The organism is Cellulomonas uda (assembly GCF_006538705.1).
In the GTDB taxonomy this organism is placed as follows: domain Bacteria; phylum Actinomycetota; class Actinomycetes; order Actinomycetales; family Cellulomonadaceae; genus Cellulomonas; species Cellulomonas uda.
On record NZ_BJLP01000020.1, the window covers coordinates 1 to 15597 of the forward strand.

A 15597-nucleotide genomic window follows, 5' to 3' on the forward strand; every position below is an offset into this window, starting at 1 on the left:
AAGCCGTACCGGCTCGTCGTCGGCCTGCACTGGTGGCACGGCACGTCCAACGACGTGGTGAACGAGAACTACTACGGCCTCAAGCCGCTGTCCGGGACGAGCACGATCTTCGTCGCGCCGCAGGGCATCGACAACGCCTGGCCCAACTCGGGCGGCCGTGACGTCACGTTCATCGACGACGTCCTGCGGCGCGTCGAGTCCGACCTGTGCGTCGACACCACGCAGCGCTTCGCGCTGGGCTTCAGCTACGGCGGCGGCATGAGCAACGCGCTCGCGTGCGCCCGTGCCGACGTGTTCCGCGCCGTCGCGATCCTCAACGGCGCCGAGCTCAGCGGGTGCGCCGGCGGCACGCAGCCGATCGCCTTCCTCGGCTCGCACGGCGTCAGCGACGACGTCCTCAACATCTCCATGGGGCGCTCGCTGCGCGACCGCGCGCTGCGGAACAACGGGTGCACGGCCCAGAACGCGCCCGAGCCCGCGCCGGGCAGCGGCACGCACACGCGCACCGCGTACAGCTGCCGTGCCGGCTACCCGGTGGTCTGGCTCGCGTTCGACGGCGGGCACGCGTGGGCCGCGCGCGACCGCAACCAGGGCCAGTCCTGGGTGCCGGGCGAGGTGTGGCAGTTCTTCACGTCCCTGACGTCGACGACGACCACGCCGCCCACCCAGACGACGCCGCCGCCGACCGAGACGACCCCGCCGCCGACCGAGACCACCCCGCCGCCGACCGAGACGACGCCGCCGCCGGTCACCGGCGCCTGCACCGCGCGGTACACGACCGTCAACTCGTGGCCCGGCGGGTTCCAGGGCGAGGTCACCGTCACGGCGGGCTCCGCCGCCCTCGGTGGTTGGACCGCGAGCTGGGCCCTCGCCTCGGGGCAGGGCGTCACGCAGGTCTGGGGCGGCACCTCGTCCGTGAGCGGCGGTCGCGCGAGCGTCGCGAACGCGCCGTGGAACGGGACGCTCGCACCCGGGGCGTCGACGACGTTCGGCTTCATCGGCACGGGCTCGCCGAGCACGCCCTCGGTGGCGTGCGCGGCACGGTGAGCGGCGACGGCTGACGTCGCGCACCGCGAGGGTCGTCGTCCGCGTCCGGGTCAGCGCGGACGACGACCCGTCCGGCCCGCAGGTCAGCCGACCGCCGCGGGCGTCGGGACGGTCATGAGGGCGTCGAGCACCGCCTGGGCCGCCTCGGCGGCCTTGCGCGCGTGGTACGCCGCGCGCCACGCGGCGACCGCCACGCGCTGCCGGTCGTGCAGGTCCTCGGGCGTCGCGGCCAGCAGCGCGGGGGACGACGCGAGCACCCGCTCCAGGACGTCGAGCGTCGCGAGCGCGTCGGCGTCCGCGGTGTGCAGCAGCCCCGTGGTCACGCCGTGGTGCTCGCACAGGTCGACGAGCCGGCGGCCGCCGGCACGCGCCGGGTCGGCCATCCGGTCGAGCACCATGGGGTCCAGGACCGGGCGGACCGGCCCGCCGAGGCGCTCGGGGAGCGTCGGCAGGCCGTGCCGGACCAGCTCCGCGTCGAGCACCGCGAGGTCGAAGTCCGCGTTGTACGCGACGAGCGCGCTGCCGCCGCGCAGTGCCGCCGCGATCTCGTCGGCCACCGCGTCCAGCGCGGGGCCGGGTGCGGTGCCGTGCTCGCGCACGTGCTCCGTCGTCAGCCCGTGCACCGCGCCGGCCGCCTGCGGGATCTCGACACCCGGGTCGACGAGCCACGTGCGCACGTGCGTCCCGGTGGCGTCCCGGCGCACGAGCGCGGCGCTCACCACGCGGTCGGAGCGCACGTCGACACCCGTGGTCTCGGTGTCGAAACCCAGCAGAGGCACGTGGTTCCAGCTCGCGGCGTTCACCCGCGCAGCATCGCACCGCGCACCGACACCGCCGAGGCAGCGACACGGCGCGCGAGATCGCCCCGGTAGGCTCGTCGGGTGAGCAACGAGATCGAGATCGGCCGCGGCAAGCGCGGACGGCGGGCCTACTCCTTCGACGACATCGCGGTGGTGCCCTCGCGGCGCACGCGTGACCCGCAGGACGTGTCGGTCGGGTGGCAGATCGACGCCTACCACTTCGACCTGCCGGTGGTCGCGGCCCCGATGGACTCCGTGATGAGCCCGGCGACCGCGGTCGCGCTCGGTCGCCTCGGTGGACTCGGCGTGCTCGACCTCGAGGGTCTGTGGACCCGGTACGACGACCCGACCCCGTACCTCACGGAGGTCGCGGCGCTCGACCCGCAGCAGGCCACCGCCCGCATGCAGGAGATCTACGCGGCGCCCATCCAGCCCGAGCTGATCACCGCGCGGCTCAAGGAGATCCGTGCCGCGGGCGTCACCGTCGCGGGCGCGCTGTCGCCGCAGCGCACGCAGGAGCACTGGCGCACGGTCGTCGACGCGGGCGTCGACCTGTTCGTGATCCGCGGCACCACCGTCTCGGCCGAGCACGTCTCCGGCAACGCCGAGCCGCTCAACCTCAAGCGCTTCATCTACGAGCTCGACGTCCCGGTGATCGTCGGCGGCGCGTCCACCTACACCGCGGCGCTGCACCTCATGCGCACGGGCGCCGCGGGCGTGCTGGTCGGGTTCGGCGGCGGCGCCGCCCACACGACGCGCGTCTCGCTGGGCATCCACGCCCCCATGGCGACCGCGGTGGCGGACGTCGCGGCCGCGCGCCGCGACTACCTCGACGAGTCGGGCGGCCGGTACGTGCACGTCATCGCCGACGGCGGCGTGGGCCGCTCGGGTGACCTGGTCAAGGCCGTCGCGTGCGGCGCCGACGCGGTCATGCTCGGTGCGGCGCTCGCGCGCGCGACCGAGGCGCCCGGCCGCGGCTTCCACTGGGGGCCCGAGGCGCACCACCCGCACCTGCCGCGCGGCGAGCGCGTCGAGGTGGGCACGTCCGGCACGCTCGAGCAGATCCTGTTCGGCCCCGGCCGCACCGCCGACGGCACGCTGAACCTCATCGGCGCGCTGCGCCGGGCGATGGCGACGACCGGCTACTCGGACCTCAAGGAGTTCCAGCGCGTCGAGGTCGTCCTGTCGCCGTACCAGCCGCGCTGACGCCGTTCCCGACGAGCGCCGGCCCCTGATGGACGCCGGCCCCTGACGGACGCCGGCCCCTGACGGACGCCGGCCCCGCGGGGGCCGGGTCAGGCCTTCGGGAAGCGGTCGGGCTCGTCGTCCAGGCGGTCGTCGAGGCGTGCGTACAGCAGCGCGTGCACCTTCTCGACGCGCGGGATGTCCTCGAACTCCAGCGGGTCGTCCGACGCGGACTCGATGATGAGCGTCCCCGTGCGCAGGATCCGGTCCACCAGCCCGTGCCGGAACTGCACGCTGTTGATGCGCAGCACGGGGATGTCGATGCCGGAGCGCGTGAGGATGCCCTGGCGGAACATCACGCGGCGGTCGGTGATGACGAAGTGCGTGGTGCGCCACGACACGAGCTTCGCGACGAACCACACGAGCGCCGCGAGCCACACGACGGCGACGGCGACGGCGACGGTCGTCGCGACACCGTCGGACACCGAGTCGCCGGTCGACCACGCCAGCCCCCAGCCGCCGAGGGCGGTGGCGACGACGAGCGCCAGGCCCGGGGCGAGCAGCGCCTTGACGTGCGGGTGCTGGTGGACGACGACGACCTCGTCGTCGGTCAGCACGTCGTTCGGGTAGCCCACGGCTCCTCCTCGGTCCCGGCCGCCCGGCCGGCGGCGGCGTCGTCGGCGGAAGCATCCCACGCCGCGCGCCCCCCGCGGAACTCCGTCAGCCGGTCAGCTCCTGCGGCGTGACCTGCGGGTTCGTCGGCGTGTGGTGGCGTCCGACGGGCACGACGAGCGGCGTGCCGGACACCGGGTCGGCGATCACGCGAGCCGTCATGCCGAACACCTCCTCGACGAGCGCGGGCGTCACCACGTCGGACGGGGCGCCCTGGGCGACGAGCCGGCCCTCGCGCAGCGCGACCAGGTGGTCCGTGTAGCGCGCGGCGAGGTTGAGGTCGTGCAGCACCATGACGATCGTCGTCCCGCGCGCGCGGTTGAGGTCGGTGAGCAGGTCGAGCACCTCGACCTGGTGCGCGACGTCGAGGAACGTCGTCGGCTCGTCGAGCAGCAGCACGTCGGTCTGCTGCGCGAGCGCCATGGCGATCCACACGCGCTGGCGCTGGCCGCCGGACAGCTCGTCGACGGACCGGTCCGCGAGGTCGAGGATGTCGGTCGCGCGCAGCGCCTCCTCGACGGCCGCGTCGTCCTGCGCGGTCCACCGGCGGAACCAGCCCTGGTGCGGGTACCGGCCGCGTCCGACGAGGTCCGCGACCGCGATGCCCTCGGGGCTGACGGGCGTCTGCGGCAGCAGGCCGAGCACGGTGGCGACCTCGCGCGGCGGGATCGTGTCGATCGGGCGGCCGTCGAGCAGCACGCGGCCGGTCCGGACCTTCAGGAGGCGCGCCATCGCGCGCAGCAGCGTGGACTTCCCGCAGGCGTTGGCGCCGACGATCGTCGTGATCCGGCCCGCCGGGACCTCGAGCGTCATGTCGTGCACGACGACGCGCTCGTCGTAGCCGATCGTCGCGGCCTCGACCGCGAGGGTGTGGGTGCTCACAGGCTTCCTCCGGAGCGGTTGGTCCTGGCCAGGAGCCAGAGCAGGTAGGGCGCGCCCAGCACGCCGGTGACGACGCCCACGGGGAAGCGCGCGACGAGCAGGTGCTGGCCGACGAGGTCGCCCACGAGCACGAGCAGCGCACCGACGAGCGCGGCGGGCACGAGCAGAGACCCGGTGCCGCGCACGAGCCGGTGCGCGATGGGGCCGGACAGGAACGCGACGAACGCGACGGGCCCGGTCGTCGCGGTCGCGACCGACACGACGGCCACGGCGACGACGATCAGGGCGAGCCGCGTGCGGTCGGGGCGCACGCCCAGCGCGGACGCGGTGTCGTCACCGAGCTGCAGCGCCGACAGGCGCCGAGAGAGCGCCAGCAGCACGGGCAGCAGCACCGCCATGGCGACCGCGAGCGGACCGACGCCCGGCCAGAACGCCGAGTTCAGGCTGCCGGTGAGCCAGCGCAGCGCCTCGTTCGCGTCGTACACGCCCGCGCGCGTCATCGCGTACGCGATGACCGAGTCGAGCATCGCGCCGACCGCGATGCCGATGAGCACCAGACGCGCGCCGTGCACACCGCCGCGCCACGACAGCCCGTAGATCGCCGCCGCCACGGCGATGCCGCAGACCACGGCGACGAGCGACAGCGCCGTGCCGCTGAGCCCGAACATCGTGATCGCGACCACCGCGGCCGCGCTCGACCCGGCGCTCACGCCGATGATGTCGGGGCTGGCCAGCGGGTTGCGCAGCATCGTCTGGAACACCACGCCGCCCATGCCGAACCCGAGGCCGACGAGCAGACCGGTGAGCATCCTCGGCAGTCGGATCGTCTCGACGTTGAACGTGGCCCCCGGCACGCGCTCACCGAGCAGGACCTGCAGGACCTGGGCCGGTGAGTAGGTCCGCTCGCCGACGCACAGCGTCACGACGGCGACGACGAGCAGGATCCCGACGAGCACGCCCACGACGGTGCGGCGGCGGCGCGCGCGTGCGCGACGTCCGGCGCTGACCGTGCTGATGCCTCCTGGGGCGGGCCGAGCCGCGGGAGGCAGGACGGCCGTCACAGCTCGCGCACCTTCTGCCGGCGGATGATCGCGATGAACACGGGCGCGCCCAGCACGGCGGTCACGATGCCGACCTCGACCTCCTGCGGCCGCGCGACGACGCGCCCGACGACGTCCGCGGCGAGCAGCAGGGCGGAGCCGAGCGCCGCCGCGTACGGCAGCAGCCACCGGTGGCTGGGGCCGGTGAACGCGCGCGCGAGGTGCGGGACGACGAGCCCGACGAACCCGATGGGGCCCGCGATCGCGACCGACGCGCCGCACAGCAGCACCGTCGCGAGCGCGCCCACCCCGCGCACGAGGCCGACGCGCTGACCGAGCCCGGTGGCGACCTCGTCGCCGAGCGCGATCGCGTCCATGCCGCGCGCGCAGCCGACCGCGAGCACCGTGCCGACCACGAGGAACGGCACGATCTGCCCGATCTCGGCGTACGACGCGCGGCCGATCGACCCGACCTGCCAGAACCGGAACGTGTCGAGCACGTCGGTGCGCGTGAGCAGCACCATGGACACGGCGGAGAGCAGCGCGGCGGACGTCGCGGCACCCGCGAGCGCGAGCTTGAGCGGGGTGGCGCCCTCGCGGCCCATCGAGCCGATCGCGTAGACGAGCAGCGACGCGAGGGCCGCGCCGAGGAACGCGGCCCAGACGTACTGGGTGAGGGTCGCGAGGCCGACCCAGGCCATGCCGAGCACGACGAACAGCGACGCGCCCGAGCTGACCCCGAGGAGCGCGGGGTCGGCGAGCGGGTTGCGCGTGAGCCCCTGCATGACGGAGCCCGCGAGGCCCAGCGCGGCGCCGACGAGCAGGCCCAGCAGCGTGCGCGGCACGCGGGACGCCACCGCGGCCTGGGCGATGGTGTCGTCGGGGTGCAGCACACCGGCCACGACGTCGGACCAGCCGACGACGCGTGAGCCGAACGCGAGCGAGCACACGACGGCGACGACCACCGCGAGCACGCACACCGCGAGCCCGGTCGCGCGTCGCGGGCGCGCCGACGCCGGCCGCCTCGGGGCGAGGTCGGCCGGCGTCGCGGTGGTGCGCAGGGTCACCCGACCTTCTTCGCCGCTGCCTCGAACTTGTCGAGGTAGTCGTCGAGGACCCACGGGATCGACAGGACCGTCGGGCCGGACGTGGCGACCGAGAGCGGGCCGTCGTTGGGCATGACGACGACCGAGCCGCGCTGCACCGCCGGGATCTTGCCGTAGAGCGGGTCGGCCTGGAGCGTGGCGAGCGTGCCCTCGTCGCCGTAGGTGACCAGGATGTCGACGTCCGCGAGCTCGTCGACGCGCTCGGCGGACAGGGTGATGTAGAACTCGTCGGTCTCGCCGGCGAGCGCGGTGACCGACGGCGCGACCGTCAGGCCGAGGTCCTCGACGAGCTGCACGCGCGCGTCGAGCGGCGAGTACAGGCTCACGGTGGTCGCGGCCGACGGGTCGATCCAGCCGTACGCGAACGTCTTGCCCGCGACGTCGGGGCGCGCGGCGAGCGCGTCGGCGATCTGTCCCTCCACGTCGTCGACGAGCTCCTGCGCCTGCGTCCCCAGGCCGAGCGCGCGGCCGTCGATCAGCGCCATGTCCTGCCAGCTCGTGCCCCACGCGTACTGCGGGTAGGAGACGGTCGGGGCGATGCCGCTGAGCGTGTCGAACTGCTCCTTCGTCAGGCCCGAGTAGGCCGCGAGGATGACGTCCGGCTCGGTGTTGTTGACCGACTCGAACGGGATGCCGTCGGTCTCGTCGAACAGCACGGGGAGCTGGTCGCCCGTGGCGCCGAGCTCCTCGAGCGCCGCGTACGTCCAGGGCAGGACGCCGTCGGTGTCGTCGTCCCCGTACGTCGACTTCTGGATGCCGACGGGCACGACGCCGAGCGCGATCGGCACGTCGTGGTTGCCCCAGTTGACCGTGGCGACCCGCTGCGGCTGCGACTCGATCGTGGTGTCGCCGAACGTGCTCGTGATCGTCACCGGGAACGCGTCCGACGAGGCGGCCGTCGTCGCGGCGCCGGTGGGTGCCGCGCCGTCGTCGGAGCCCGACGAGCAGGCGGTGAGCGCGAGCGCGGCGGCCGCCGCGACGGCGGCGAGCCGGATCGGGCGCGGGGCGCGCAGGAGTACGGGGCGCATGGGGGTCCTCACGGTGGGGAAGGAGGCGCAGGCCTCTGACGTGCGTCGATTAGGCGAGCCTCACCTTAGTCCGCCCACGCGCGTGCTCCAAGGTCGCCGTGATCACAGCACGGCGTCAGAAACGACACCCGGGCACCGCGGACGGCCGTCCGCGGGTGCGTGGGCGGCCGCGCGTACGCTGACGGGATGTCGCAGGATCACGAGGGGCAGCGCCCCGGTCACGACGGCGGGCAGCGCGGCTCGGCGGAGCTGTACGACCCGGAGACCGACCCGCTCGCCACGTACGTCCTCGAGCCCGAGGACGTCGCGACGCTGCTGCGCCGCGTCGTCGCCTCGCCCGGCGCGCAGGCGCACACCTCCCACGCGCCGTTCACGGGCGCGCCGATCGCCGCGGTCCCGCTCTCGACGCCCGACGACGTCGCGCGCGCGGCCCGCTCCGCGCGCGCCGCGCAACGGCTGTGGTCGGCCCGGTCCGTGCGCGAGCGCGCCGCGGTCCTCTCACGCGTGCACGACCTGGTGCTCGCGCGGCAGTCGGACGTGCTCGACCTCCTCCAGCTCGAGACGGGCAAGGCGCGCGTCTCCGCGTTCGAGGAGGTCGCGGACATCGCGCTCGTCGCACGGCACTACGCCGCGCGCGCCCGGCGCTACCTCGCGCCGCGGCGGGTGCTCGGCACGGTGCCCGGGCTCACCGACGTGCGCGTGCTGCGCCACCCCGTCGGCGTGGTCGGCATCATCGCGCCCTGGAACTTCCCGCTCACGCTCACGCTCGGAGACGTCCTGCCCGCGCTCGTCGCCGGCAACGCCGTGCTGCTGCGCCCCGACCCGCAGACCGCGCTCACCGCGCTGTGGGCCGCCGAGCTGCTCGAGGACGCCGGGCTGCCGCCGGGTGTCCTCCAGGTCGTCGTCGGCGACGGCCCCACGGTCGGCGCCGGCGTCGTCGAGCACGTCGACCACGTGAGCTTCACCGGCTCGACCCGCACGGGCCGCGCGGTCGCGGCGAGCGCGGGGGACAAGCTCGTGCCCGCGACGCTGGAGCTCGGCGGCAAGAACGCGATGTACGTCGCCGACGACGTGGACGTCGAGACGGCCGCCGAGGGCGCGGTGCGCGCGGCCTTCGTCGGCGCCGGGCAGGTGTGCGTGAGCATCGAGCGCATCTACGTGCACCGCGACGTCCGGGACGACTTCCTCGAGGCGTTCGCGCGGCGCACGCGGGACCTGCGGCTCGGCGCCGGGCTCGACTACCGCAGCGACGTCGGCTCGCTCACGTCCGCCGCGCAGCTCGCGACGGTCGTCGAGCACGTGGAGGACGCCATCGGGCTGGGCGCACGCGTGCTCGCGGGCGGGGTGCACCGCTCCGACCTCGGCCCCTGGTTCTACGAGCCGACCGTGCTCGTCGACGTCTCGCCGCACGGGCGGCTGTTCCGCGAGGAGACGTTCGGGCCCGTCGTCGCGGTCTACCCCGTCGCGTCCGACGACGAGGCCGTCGCCGCGATGAACGACACCGAGTTCGGGCTCAACGCGAGCATCTGGACGCGCGACGCGCGTCGCGGGGCCGCGCTCGCGCGGCGCGTGCACGCGGGCACCGTCAACGTCAACGAGGGCTACGTGGCCACGTGGGGCTCGGTCGGCGCACCGCAGGGCGGCTGGGGCGCGTCGGGCATCGGCGTGCGGCACGGGCGCGAGGGGCTCTGGGAGACGACGCGCCTGCAGAGCGTCGCGGTGCAGCACGGCGCGCACGGCGCGCTCGGGCTGCCGCCGTTCGGGCTGCGACGCCTCTTCGAGCTCGGGACCGACGTGTGGCCGCAGGTCTACACCGAGCTCCTGCGTGTCATGAAGGCCGCCCGGCTGCCCTGACCCGGCACGACGACGGCAGGTGGCCCGCTCTCGCGGACCGACCTGCCGTCGTCGTGGTGTCGCGGATGGTGCGCCCGGTCAGCGGTCGCGGACCACGTCCAGCGCCTGGCGGGCGATCGCCAGCTCCTCGTTCGTCGGGTAGACGACCACGGTCGTCGCCGAGGCCTCGGTCGAGATGACCGTCGGCTCCTTCTTGCGGCCCGCGTTGCGCTCCAGGTCGATCTCGATGCCGAAGCCCTGCAGCCCCTCGAGGGACCGCGCCCGGACGATGTCGTCGTTCTCGCCCACGCCCGCGGTGAACGCGATGACGTCCACCCCGCCCATGACCGCGGCGTACGAGCCGATGTACTTCTTGATGCGACGCGTGTAGACGTCGACCGCGAGCCGCGCGTCCTCGTCACCCGACTCGACGAGGTCGTGGACCTCGCGCAGGTCGTTGTGGCCCGTCAGGCCCTTGAGGCCCGAGCGGCGGTTGAGCAGGTCGTCGATCTCGTCGATGCTCATGCCCGCGTTGCGCGACAGGTGGAACACCACGGCCGGGTCGATGTCGCCCGTGCGCGTCCCCATCACCAGGCCCTCGAGCGGCGTCAGGCCCATCGACGTGTCCACCGCGTGACCGCCGTCGACGGCCGAGACGGACGCCCCGTTGCCCAGGTGCAGCACGATCGTCCTGGTGGTCGCCAGGTCGCGGCCGAGGAACTCCGCGACCCCGCGCGAGACGAACTGGTGCGACGTGCCGTGCGCGCCGTAGCGGCGGACCTTGTACGTCGCGGCGACCTCGCGGTCGATCGCATACGTCGCGGCCGCCGCGGGCAGGTGGTGGAAGAACGCCGTGTCGAACACCGCGACGTGCGGCACGTCCGGCAGCAGCGCGCGCCCCACCCGGATACCCGTGAGGTTCGCCGGGTTGTGCAGCGGGGCGAGCGCAGACAGCTCGTCGATCTTGCGCTCGACCTCCGCGTCGACCAGCACCGGGCCGTCGAACGCCATGCCGCCCTGCACCACACGGTGACCCACCGCGACGACGTTCGCCTCCGCGAGGTCCGGACCCGCCACCTCGAACAGGCTCAGCACGCGCCGCAGGCCCTCGCCGTGGTCCGGGATGTGCAGCTCACGCTCGGTCGTCGTCCCGCCGTGCACGTGCCGCAGGGAGCCCGTGGGCTCGCCGATGCGCTCGACGACGCCCGACGCGACCGCCGCTCCGGTGCCGAGCTCGACCAGCTGGTACTTGATCGAGGACGACCCCGAGTTGACGACCAGGACTGTCTGGGTGGTCATGCCTGAGCCTCCTCGCCGGCCTGCTGGGCCTGCGCCTGGATCGCGGTGATCGCGACCGTGTTGACGATGTCCTGCACGAGCGCGCCGCGCGACAGGTCGTTGACCGGCTTGCGCAGGCCCTGCAGGACCGGGCCGATCGCGACCGCTCCCGCGGAGCGCTGCACGGCCTTGTAGGTGTTGTTGCCCGTGTTCAGGTCCGGGAAGACGAACACGGTCGCCCGGCCCGCGACGGCGGAGTCCGGGAGCTTGGTCTTCGCGACCGACGCGTCGACCGCCGCGTCGTACTGGATCGGCCCCTCGACCGACAGGTCGGGCCGGCGCTCGCGCACGAGCGCGGTGGCCGCCCGCACCTTGTCGACGTCCGCGCCCGAGCCGGACTCGCCGGTCGAGTACGAGAGCATCGCGATGCGCGGCTCGATGCCGAACTGGATGGCCGTCTCCGCCGACGAGATCGCGATGTCCGCGAGCTGCTCGGCGCTCGGGTCCGGGATCACCGCGCAGTCCGCGTAGACGAGCACGCGGTCCTCGAGACACATGAGGAACGCCGACGAGACGTTCGAGACGCCCGGCGCGGTCTTGATGATCTCGAAGCTCGGCTTGATGGTGTGCGCGGTGGTGTGCAGCGCACCCGAGACCATGCCGTCCGCCAGACCCAGGTGGACCATCATCGTGCCGAAGTACGACACCGACGGGACGATCTCCCGGGCCCGCTCGACCGTCATGCCCTTGTGCGCGCGGATCTTGGCGTACTCGCCCGCGAACCGGTCCACGTACTGCGGGTCGTGCGGGTCGATGACGTCGGCCGCGTCCAGCGCGAGGCCCAGCTCCGAGGCGCGCGACCGGATCGCGGACTCGTCGCCGAGGATCGTGAGGTCCGCGACGCCGCGCTCGAGCAGCGTCGAGGCCGCCCGCAGGATCCGGTCGTCGTTGCCCTCGGGCAGGACGATGCGCTTGCGGTCCGAGCGGGCGCGGTCCAGCAGCGTGTACTCGAACATCAGCGGCGTCACCACGTCCGGCTTCGCGACGTCGAGCGCCGCGAGCAGACCCGGGCCGTCGACGTGCCGCTCGAACAGGGACAGCGCGGTGTCGACCTTGCGCTGCGAGTCGGCCGACAGCCGCCCGCGCGTCGAGGCGACCGTGCTCGCGGTACGGAACGTGCCCAGGTCGGTCGCGATCAGCGGCAGCCGGCTGCCCAGGCCCTCGACCAGCCGCGAGATCGTCTTCGACGGGCGGAACCCGCCGTTGAGGATGATGCCCGCGAGCGTCGGGAAGCCGTCCGCCTGGTGCGCGAGCAGCAGACCGAGCAGGATGTCGGACCGGTCGCCCGGAGTCATGATGACCGCGCCGTCCGAGAGGCGACCGAGCAGGTGCTCGATCTCCATCGCGCCGACGAGCATGTCGAGCACCTCGCGGCCCAGCAGCTCCGGGTCGCCCGAGATGAGCGTGCCGTCCACCGCCTCCATGAGCTGGCGCATGGTCGGCGCGGACAGCAGCGGGCTCTCCGGGAGCGCCCAGGTCGGCCGGTTCAGCGACGTCTGGAGCAGGCGGCGGACCACGTCGAGCGCGGGCTGCGCGCAGCGGTTCGGCACGATCGCCGCGACGTGCGCGTGGTTCAGCGCGAGCTCGTTGACCGCGACCTCCGCGACCTGCTCGATCTCGTCGGGCCGACGGCGGGCGCCGTTGATGACCAGCACGACGGGCGCGCCCAGGTTGGCCGCGATCCGCGCGTTGAACGCGAGCTCGGTGGGGGAGGTGACGTCGGTGTAGTCGGTGCCGACGATCACGACCGCGTCGCAGCGGCGCTCGACCGCGTGGAAGCGCGCGACGATCTGCGACAGCGCCTCCTCGGGGTCGTCGTGCACCTGCTCGTACGTCGTGCCGATGCACTCGTCGTACGACAGGCCCACGCCGTCGTGCTCGAGCAGAAGCTCGAGCACGTAGTCGCGCGCCTGCGTCGAGCGCGCCACGGGGCGGAACACCCCGACGCGCTGGACGGTGCGGGCGAGGAGGTCGACGAGACCGAGGGCGACGGTCGACTTGCCGGTGTCGCCCTCTGGAGAGGCGACGTAGATGCTGCGGGCCACGGTGGGCGTGCTCCAGTCCTGCGGGGAGGGGTCGTGCTTCTAGCGGGTCATGCCGGTGGTGCGGGTCGTGCTGGTGGTGCAGGTGCGTGAGGTGACGGCGGGGGCGGGCCTGACCGGGCCCGCCCCCGCGTGTCGTCTACTCGTTGTCACCGCCCGTCGCGACGGTCGCGGCCACCTGGCCGGAGTCGGACAGGTCCTGCGCGTCGGGCCACACCCAGTCGCGGACCTCGGGAAGGTCCTCGCCGTGCGCCCGCGTGTACTCGCGGGCCCGGAGGCGGGCGTCGACCATGCGCTGGCGCAGGCCGGCCTGCGACGCGCGCAGCCAGTGCACGTGGTCGATGACGTCGATCACCAGGTGGTACCGGTCGAGGTCGTTGAGCATGACCATGTCGAACGGCGTCGTCGTCGTGCCCTCCTCCTTGTACCCGCGCACGTGCAGGTTCGCGTGCCCGTTGCGGCGGTACGTGAGGCGGTGGATGAGCCACGGGTAGCCGTGGTAGGCGAACACGATCGGGCGGTCGGCGGTGAAGATCGTGTCGAACTCCGCGTCCGTCAGGCCGTGCGGGTGCTCCCGTGCGTCCTGCAGGCGCATGAGGTCCACGACGTTGACCACGCGGACCTTGAGCTGCGGCAGCTCGCGGCGCAGGATGTCGACCGCGGCGAGCACCTCCAGCGTCGGCACGTCGCCCGCCGCCGCGAGCACGACGTCCGGCTCCTCGTCGGGCGCCTCCGAGCCCGCCCACTCCCAGATGCCGAGGCCGCGCGTGCAGTGCGCGACCGCCTGCTCCATGGTGAGGAAGTTCGGCGCGGGCTGCTTGCCCGAGACGACGACGTTGACGTACTGACGGCTGCGCAGGCAGTGGTCGTACGTGCTCAGGAGCGTGTTCGCGTCCGGCGGCAGGTACACCCGCACGACCTCGGCCTTCTTGTTGACCACGTGGTCGATGAAGCCCGGGTCCTGGTGGCTGAAGCCGTTGTGGTCCTGACGCCACACGTGGCTCGACAGCAGGTAGTTCAGGCTCGCGATGGGCCGGCGCCACGGGATGTCGTTCGTGACCTTGAGCCACTTCGCGTGCTGGTTGAACATCGAGTCGACGATGTGGATGAACGCCTCGTAGCTCGTGAACAGGCCGTGCCGCCCGGTGAGCAGGTAGCCCTCGAGCCACCCCTGGCACTGGTGCTCCGAGAGCATCTCCATCACGCGACCCGCGCGAGCCAGGTGCTCGTCGACCTCGGGACCCAGCAGCTCGGCGTTCCACTGCTTGTCCGTCACGCCGTACACCGCCTGCAGGCGGTTCGACGCGGTCTCGTCGGGACCGAAGATCCGGAAGTTGTCCGGGTTCCGACGGATGACCTCCGTGAGGTACTCGCCCAGGACGCGCGGCGCCTCCGAGATCGAGCCGCCCGGCTTGGGCACGTCCACCGCGAAGTCGCGGAAGTCCGGCAGGCGCAGGTCCTTGAGGAGGATGCCGCCGTTCGCGTGCGGGTTCGCGCTCATGCGCAGGTCACCCGACGGCGCGAGCGCGCGGATGTCCGGGTCGAGCCGGCCGGTCGCGTCGAACAGGTCCGCCGCGCCGTACGACTCGAGCCACTGCTCGAGCACCTGCAGGTGCTCCGCGGTGTCCCGTGCGTTCGCGAGCGGCACCTGGTGCGCGCGCCACGAGCCCGTCGTCTTCTTGCCGTCGATGACGTCCGGACCCGTCCAGCCCTTCGGCGTGCGGAACACGATCATCGGCCAGGCCGGCCGCGTGAGGTCGCCCGCCGCCGCACGCGCCTTGATCGCGGCGATCTCGTCGAGCACCTCGTCGAGCAGCGCCGCGAACCGGCGGTGCACCTCGACCATCGGCTCGTCCGTGTCGTAGCCGCCCTCGAAGACGTAGGGCTTGTGGCCGTAGCCGACCATGAGCGCGCGCAGCTCGTCGTCGCCGATGCGGTCCAGCACCGTCGGGTTGGCGATCTTGTAGCCGTTGAGGTGCAGGATCGGCAGGACCACGCCGTCCTGCGCGGGGTTGACGAACTTGTTCGAGTGCCAGCTCGTCGCGAGCGGGCCCGTCTCCGCCTCCCCGTCGCCGACGACGGCCGCGACCAGCAGGTCGGGGTTGTCGAACGCCGCGCCGTACGCGTGGGACAGCGCGTAGCCGAGCTCGCCGCCCTCGTGGATCGAGCCGGGGGTCTCGGGAGCCACGTGGCTCGGGATGCCACCCGGGAAGGAGAACTGCCGGAACAGCCGGCGCATGCCCTCCACGTCCTCCGTGATGTCCGAGTAGACCTCGGAGTACGTGCCGTCGAGGTACGCGCTCGCCACGAGTCCGGGACCGCCGTGGCCCGGGCCCGTGACGTAGATCGTCGACTGGCTCCGCTCCGCGATCGCCCGGTTGAGGTGCGCGTACAGGAAGTTGAGGCCGGGGGTGGTGCCCCAGTGGCCCAGCAGGCGCGGCTTGACGTGGTCCCGGGTCAGGGGCTCACGCAGCAGCGGGTTGTCGAGCAGGTAGATCTGGCCGACCGACAGGTAGTTGGCGGCACGCCACCACTTGTCGATGCGCCCCAGGGTCTCCTCGGAGACCTGCGAACCCTGTCCGGTCTGCCATGCGGTCGTCGCCGCCGTCGTCGTGCTCATGCAT

12 protein-coding genes are annotated in these 15597 nt (G+C 73.3%); 3 read left to right on the forward strand and 9 right to left on the reverse strand.

The window, feature by feature from the left end:
- The coding region (locus CUD01_RS07325) for a CE1 family esterase (RefSeq protein ID WP_141319904.1) at window positions 1-1047 on the forward strand (1047 nt) is incomplete at its 5' end.
- Window positions 1048-1130: 83 nt separating this feature from the next.
- On the opposite strand, the gene CUD01_RS07330 is transcribed toward CUD01_RS07325, so the two are convergent.
- Window positions 1131-1850, reverse strand: coding sequence for an exonuclease domain-containing protein (locus tag CUD01_RS07330; RefSeq protein ID WP_141319906.1), 720 nt, complete (start codon window positions 1848-1850; stop codon window positions 1131-1133).
- 78 nt (window positions 1851-1928) lie between these two features.
- Between CUD01_RS07330 and CUD01_RS07335 the strand changes: the two genes are divergently transcribed.
- Window positions 1929-3053 carry a GuaB3 family IMP dehydrogenase-related protein gene (locus tag CUD01_RS07335; protein ID WP_141319908.1) on the forward strand — a complete coding sequence of 375 codons (1125 nt, stop codon included), beginning with the start codon at window positions 1929-1931 and terminating at the stop codon, window positions 3051-3053.
- An 89-nt stretch (window positions 3054-3142) separates the two neighbouring features.
- On the opposite strand, the gene CUD01_RS07340 is transcribed toward CUD01_RS07335, so the two are convergent.
- The 5 genes from CUD01_RS07340 to CUD01_RS07360 form a co-directional block, all read right to left on the reverse strand.
- Entirely contained in the window at window positions 3143-3667 is a 525-nt protein-coding gene (locus CUD01_RS07340; RefSeq protein ID WP_141319910.1) for a PH domain-containing protein, read from the reverse strand.
- Window positions 3668-3752: 85 nt separating this feature from the next.
- Complete coding sequence (locus CUD01_RS07345) at window positions 3753-4517, reverse strand: ABC transporter ATP-binding protein (protein WP_243860781.1); 765 nt, start codon at window positions 4515-4517, stop codon at window positions 3753-3755.
- 65 nt (window positions 4518-4582) lie between these two features.
- Window positions 4583-5647: a FecCD family ABC transporter permease gene (locus tag CUD01_RS07350; RefSeq protein WP_141319914.1), complete on the reverse strand. Its 1065-nt coding sequence runs from the start codon at window positions 5645-5647 to the stop codon at window positions 4583-4585.
- Window positions 5644-6693, reverse strand: a complete 1050-nt coding sequence (locus CUD01_RS07355) for a FecCD family ABC transporter permease (protein WP_094180666.1) — start codon at window positions 6691-6693, stop codon at window positions 5644-5646. The genes CUD01_RS07350 and CUD01_RS07355 overlap by 4 nt, the downstream gene beginning before the upstream one ends.
- Window positions 6690-7760, reverse strand: a complete 1071-nt coding sequence (locus CUD01_RS07360; RefSeq protein ID WP_141319916.1) for an iron-siderophore ABC transporter substrate-binding protein — start codon at window positions 7758-7760, stop codon at window positions 6690-6692. Before CUD01_RS07360 ends, CUD01_RS07355 begins: the two co-directional genes overlap by 4 nt.
- A gap of 186 nt (window positions 7761-7946) precedes the next feature.
- Here CUD01_RS07360 and CUD01_RS07365 point away from each other — a divergent pair, with 186 nt between their 5' ends.
- Window positions 7947-9614: a succinic semialdehyde dehydrogenase gene (locus CUD01_RS07365; protein WP_141319918.1), complete on the forward strand. Its 1668-nt coding sequence runs from the start codon at window positions 7947-7949 to the stop codon at window positions 9612-9614.
- A gap of 78 nt (window positions 9615-9692) precedes the next feature.
- On the opposite strand, the gene CUD01_RS07370 is transcribed toward CUD01_RS07365, so the two are convergent.
- The 3 genes from CUD01_RS07370 to CUD01_RS07380 all read right to left on the reverse strand — a co-directional run bounded on the left by CUD01_RS07370 (window position 9693) and on the right by CUD01_RS07380 (window position 15593).
- Complete coding sequence (locus CUD01_RS07370) at window positions 9693-10892, reverse strand: acetate/propionate family kinase (protein ID WP_141319920.1); 1200 nt, start codon at window positions 10890-10892, stop codon at window positions 9693-9695.
- Window positions 10889-12976, reverse strand: a complete 2088-nt coding sequence (gene pta, locus CUD01_RS07375; protein WP_141319922.1) for a phosphate acetyltransferase — start codon at window positions 12974-12976, stop codon at window positions 10889-10891. Before pta ends, CUD01_RS07370 begins: the two co-directional genes overlap by 4 nt.
- A 136-nt stretch (window positions 12977-13112) precedes the next feature.
- Complete coding sequence (locus CUD01_RS07380) at window positions 13113-15593, reverse strand: phosphoketolase family protein (protein WP_141319927.1); 2481 nt, start codon at window positions 15591-15593, stop codon at window positions 13113-13115.
- Window positions 15594-15597: the final 4 nt, after the last annotated feature.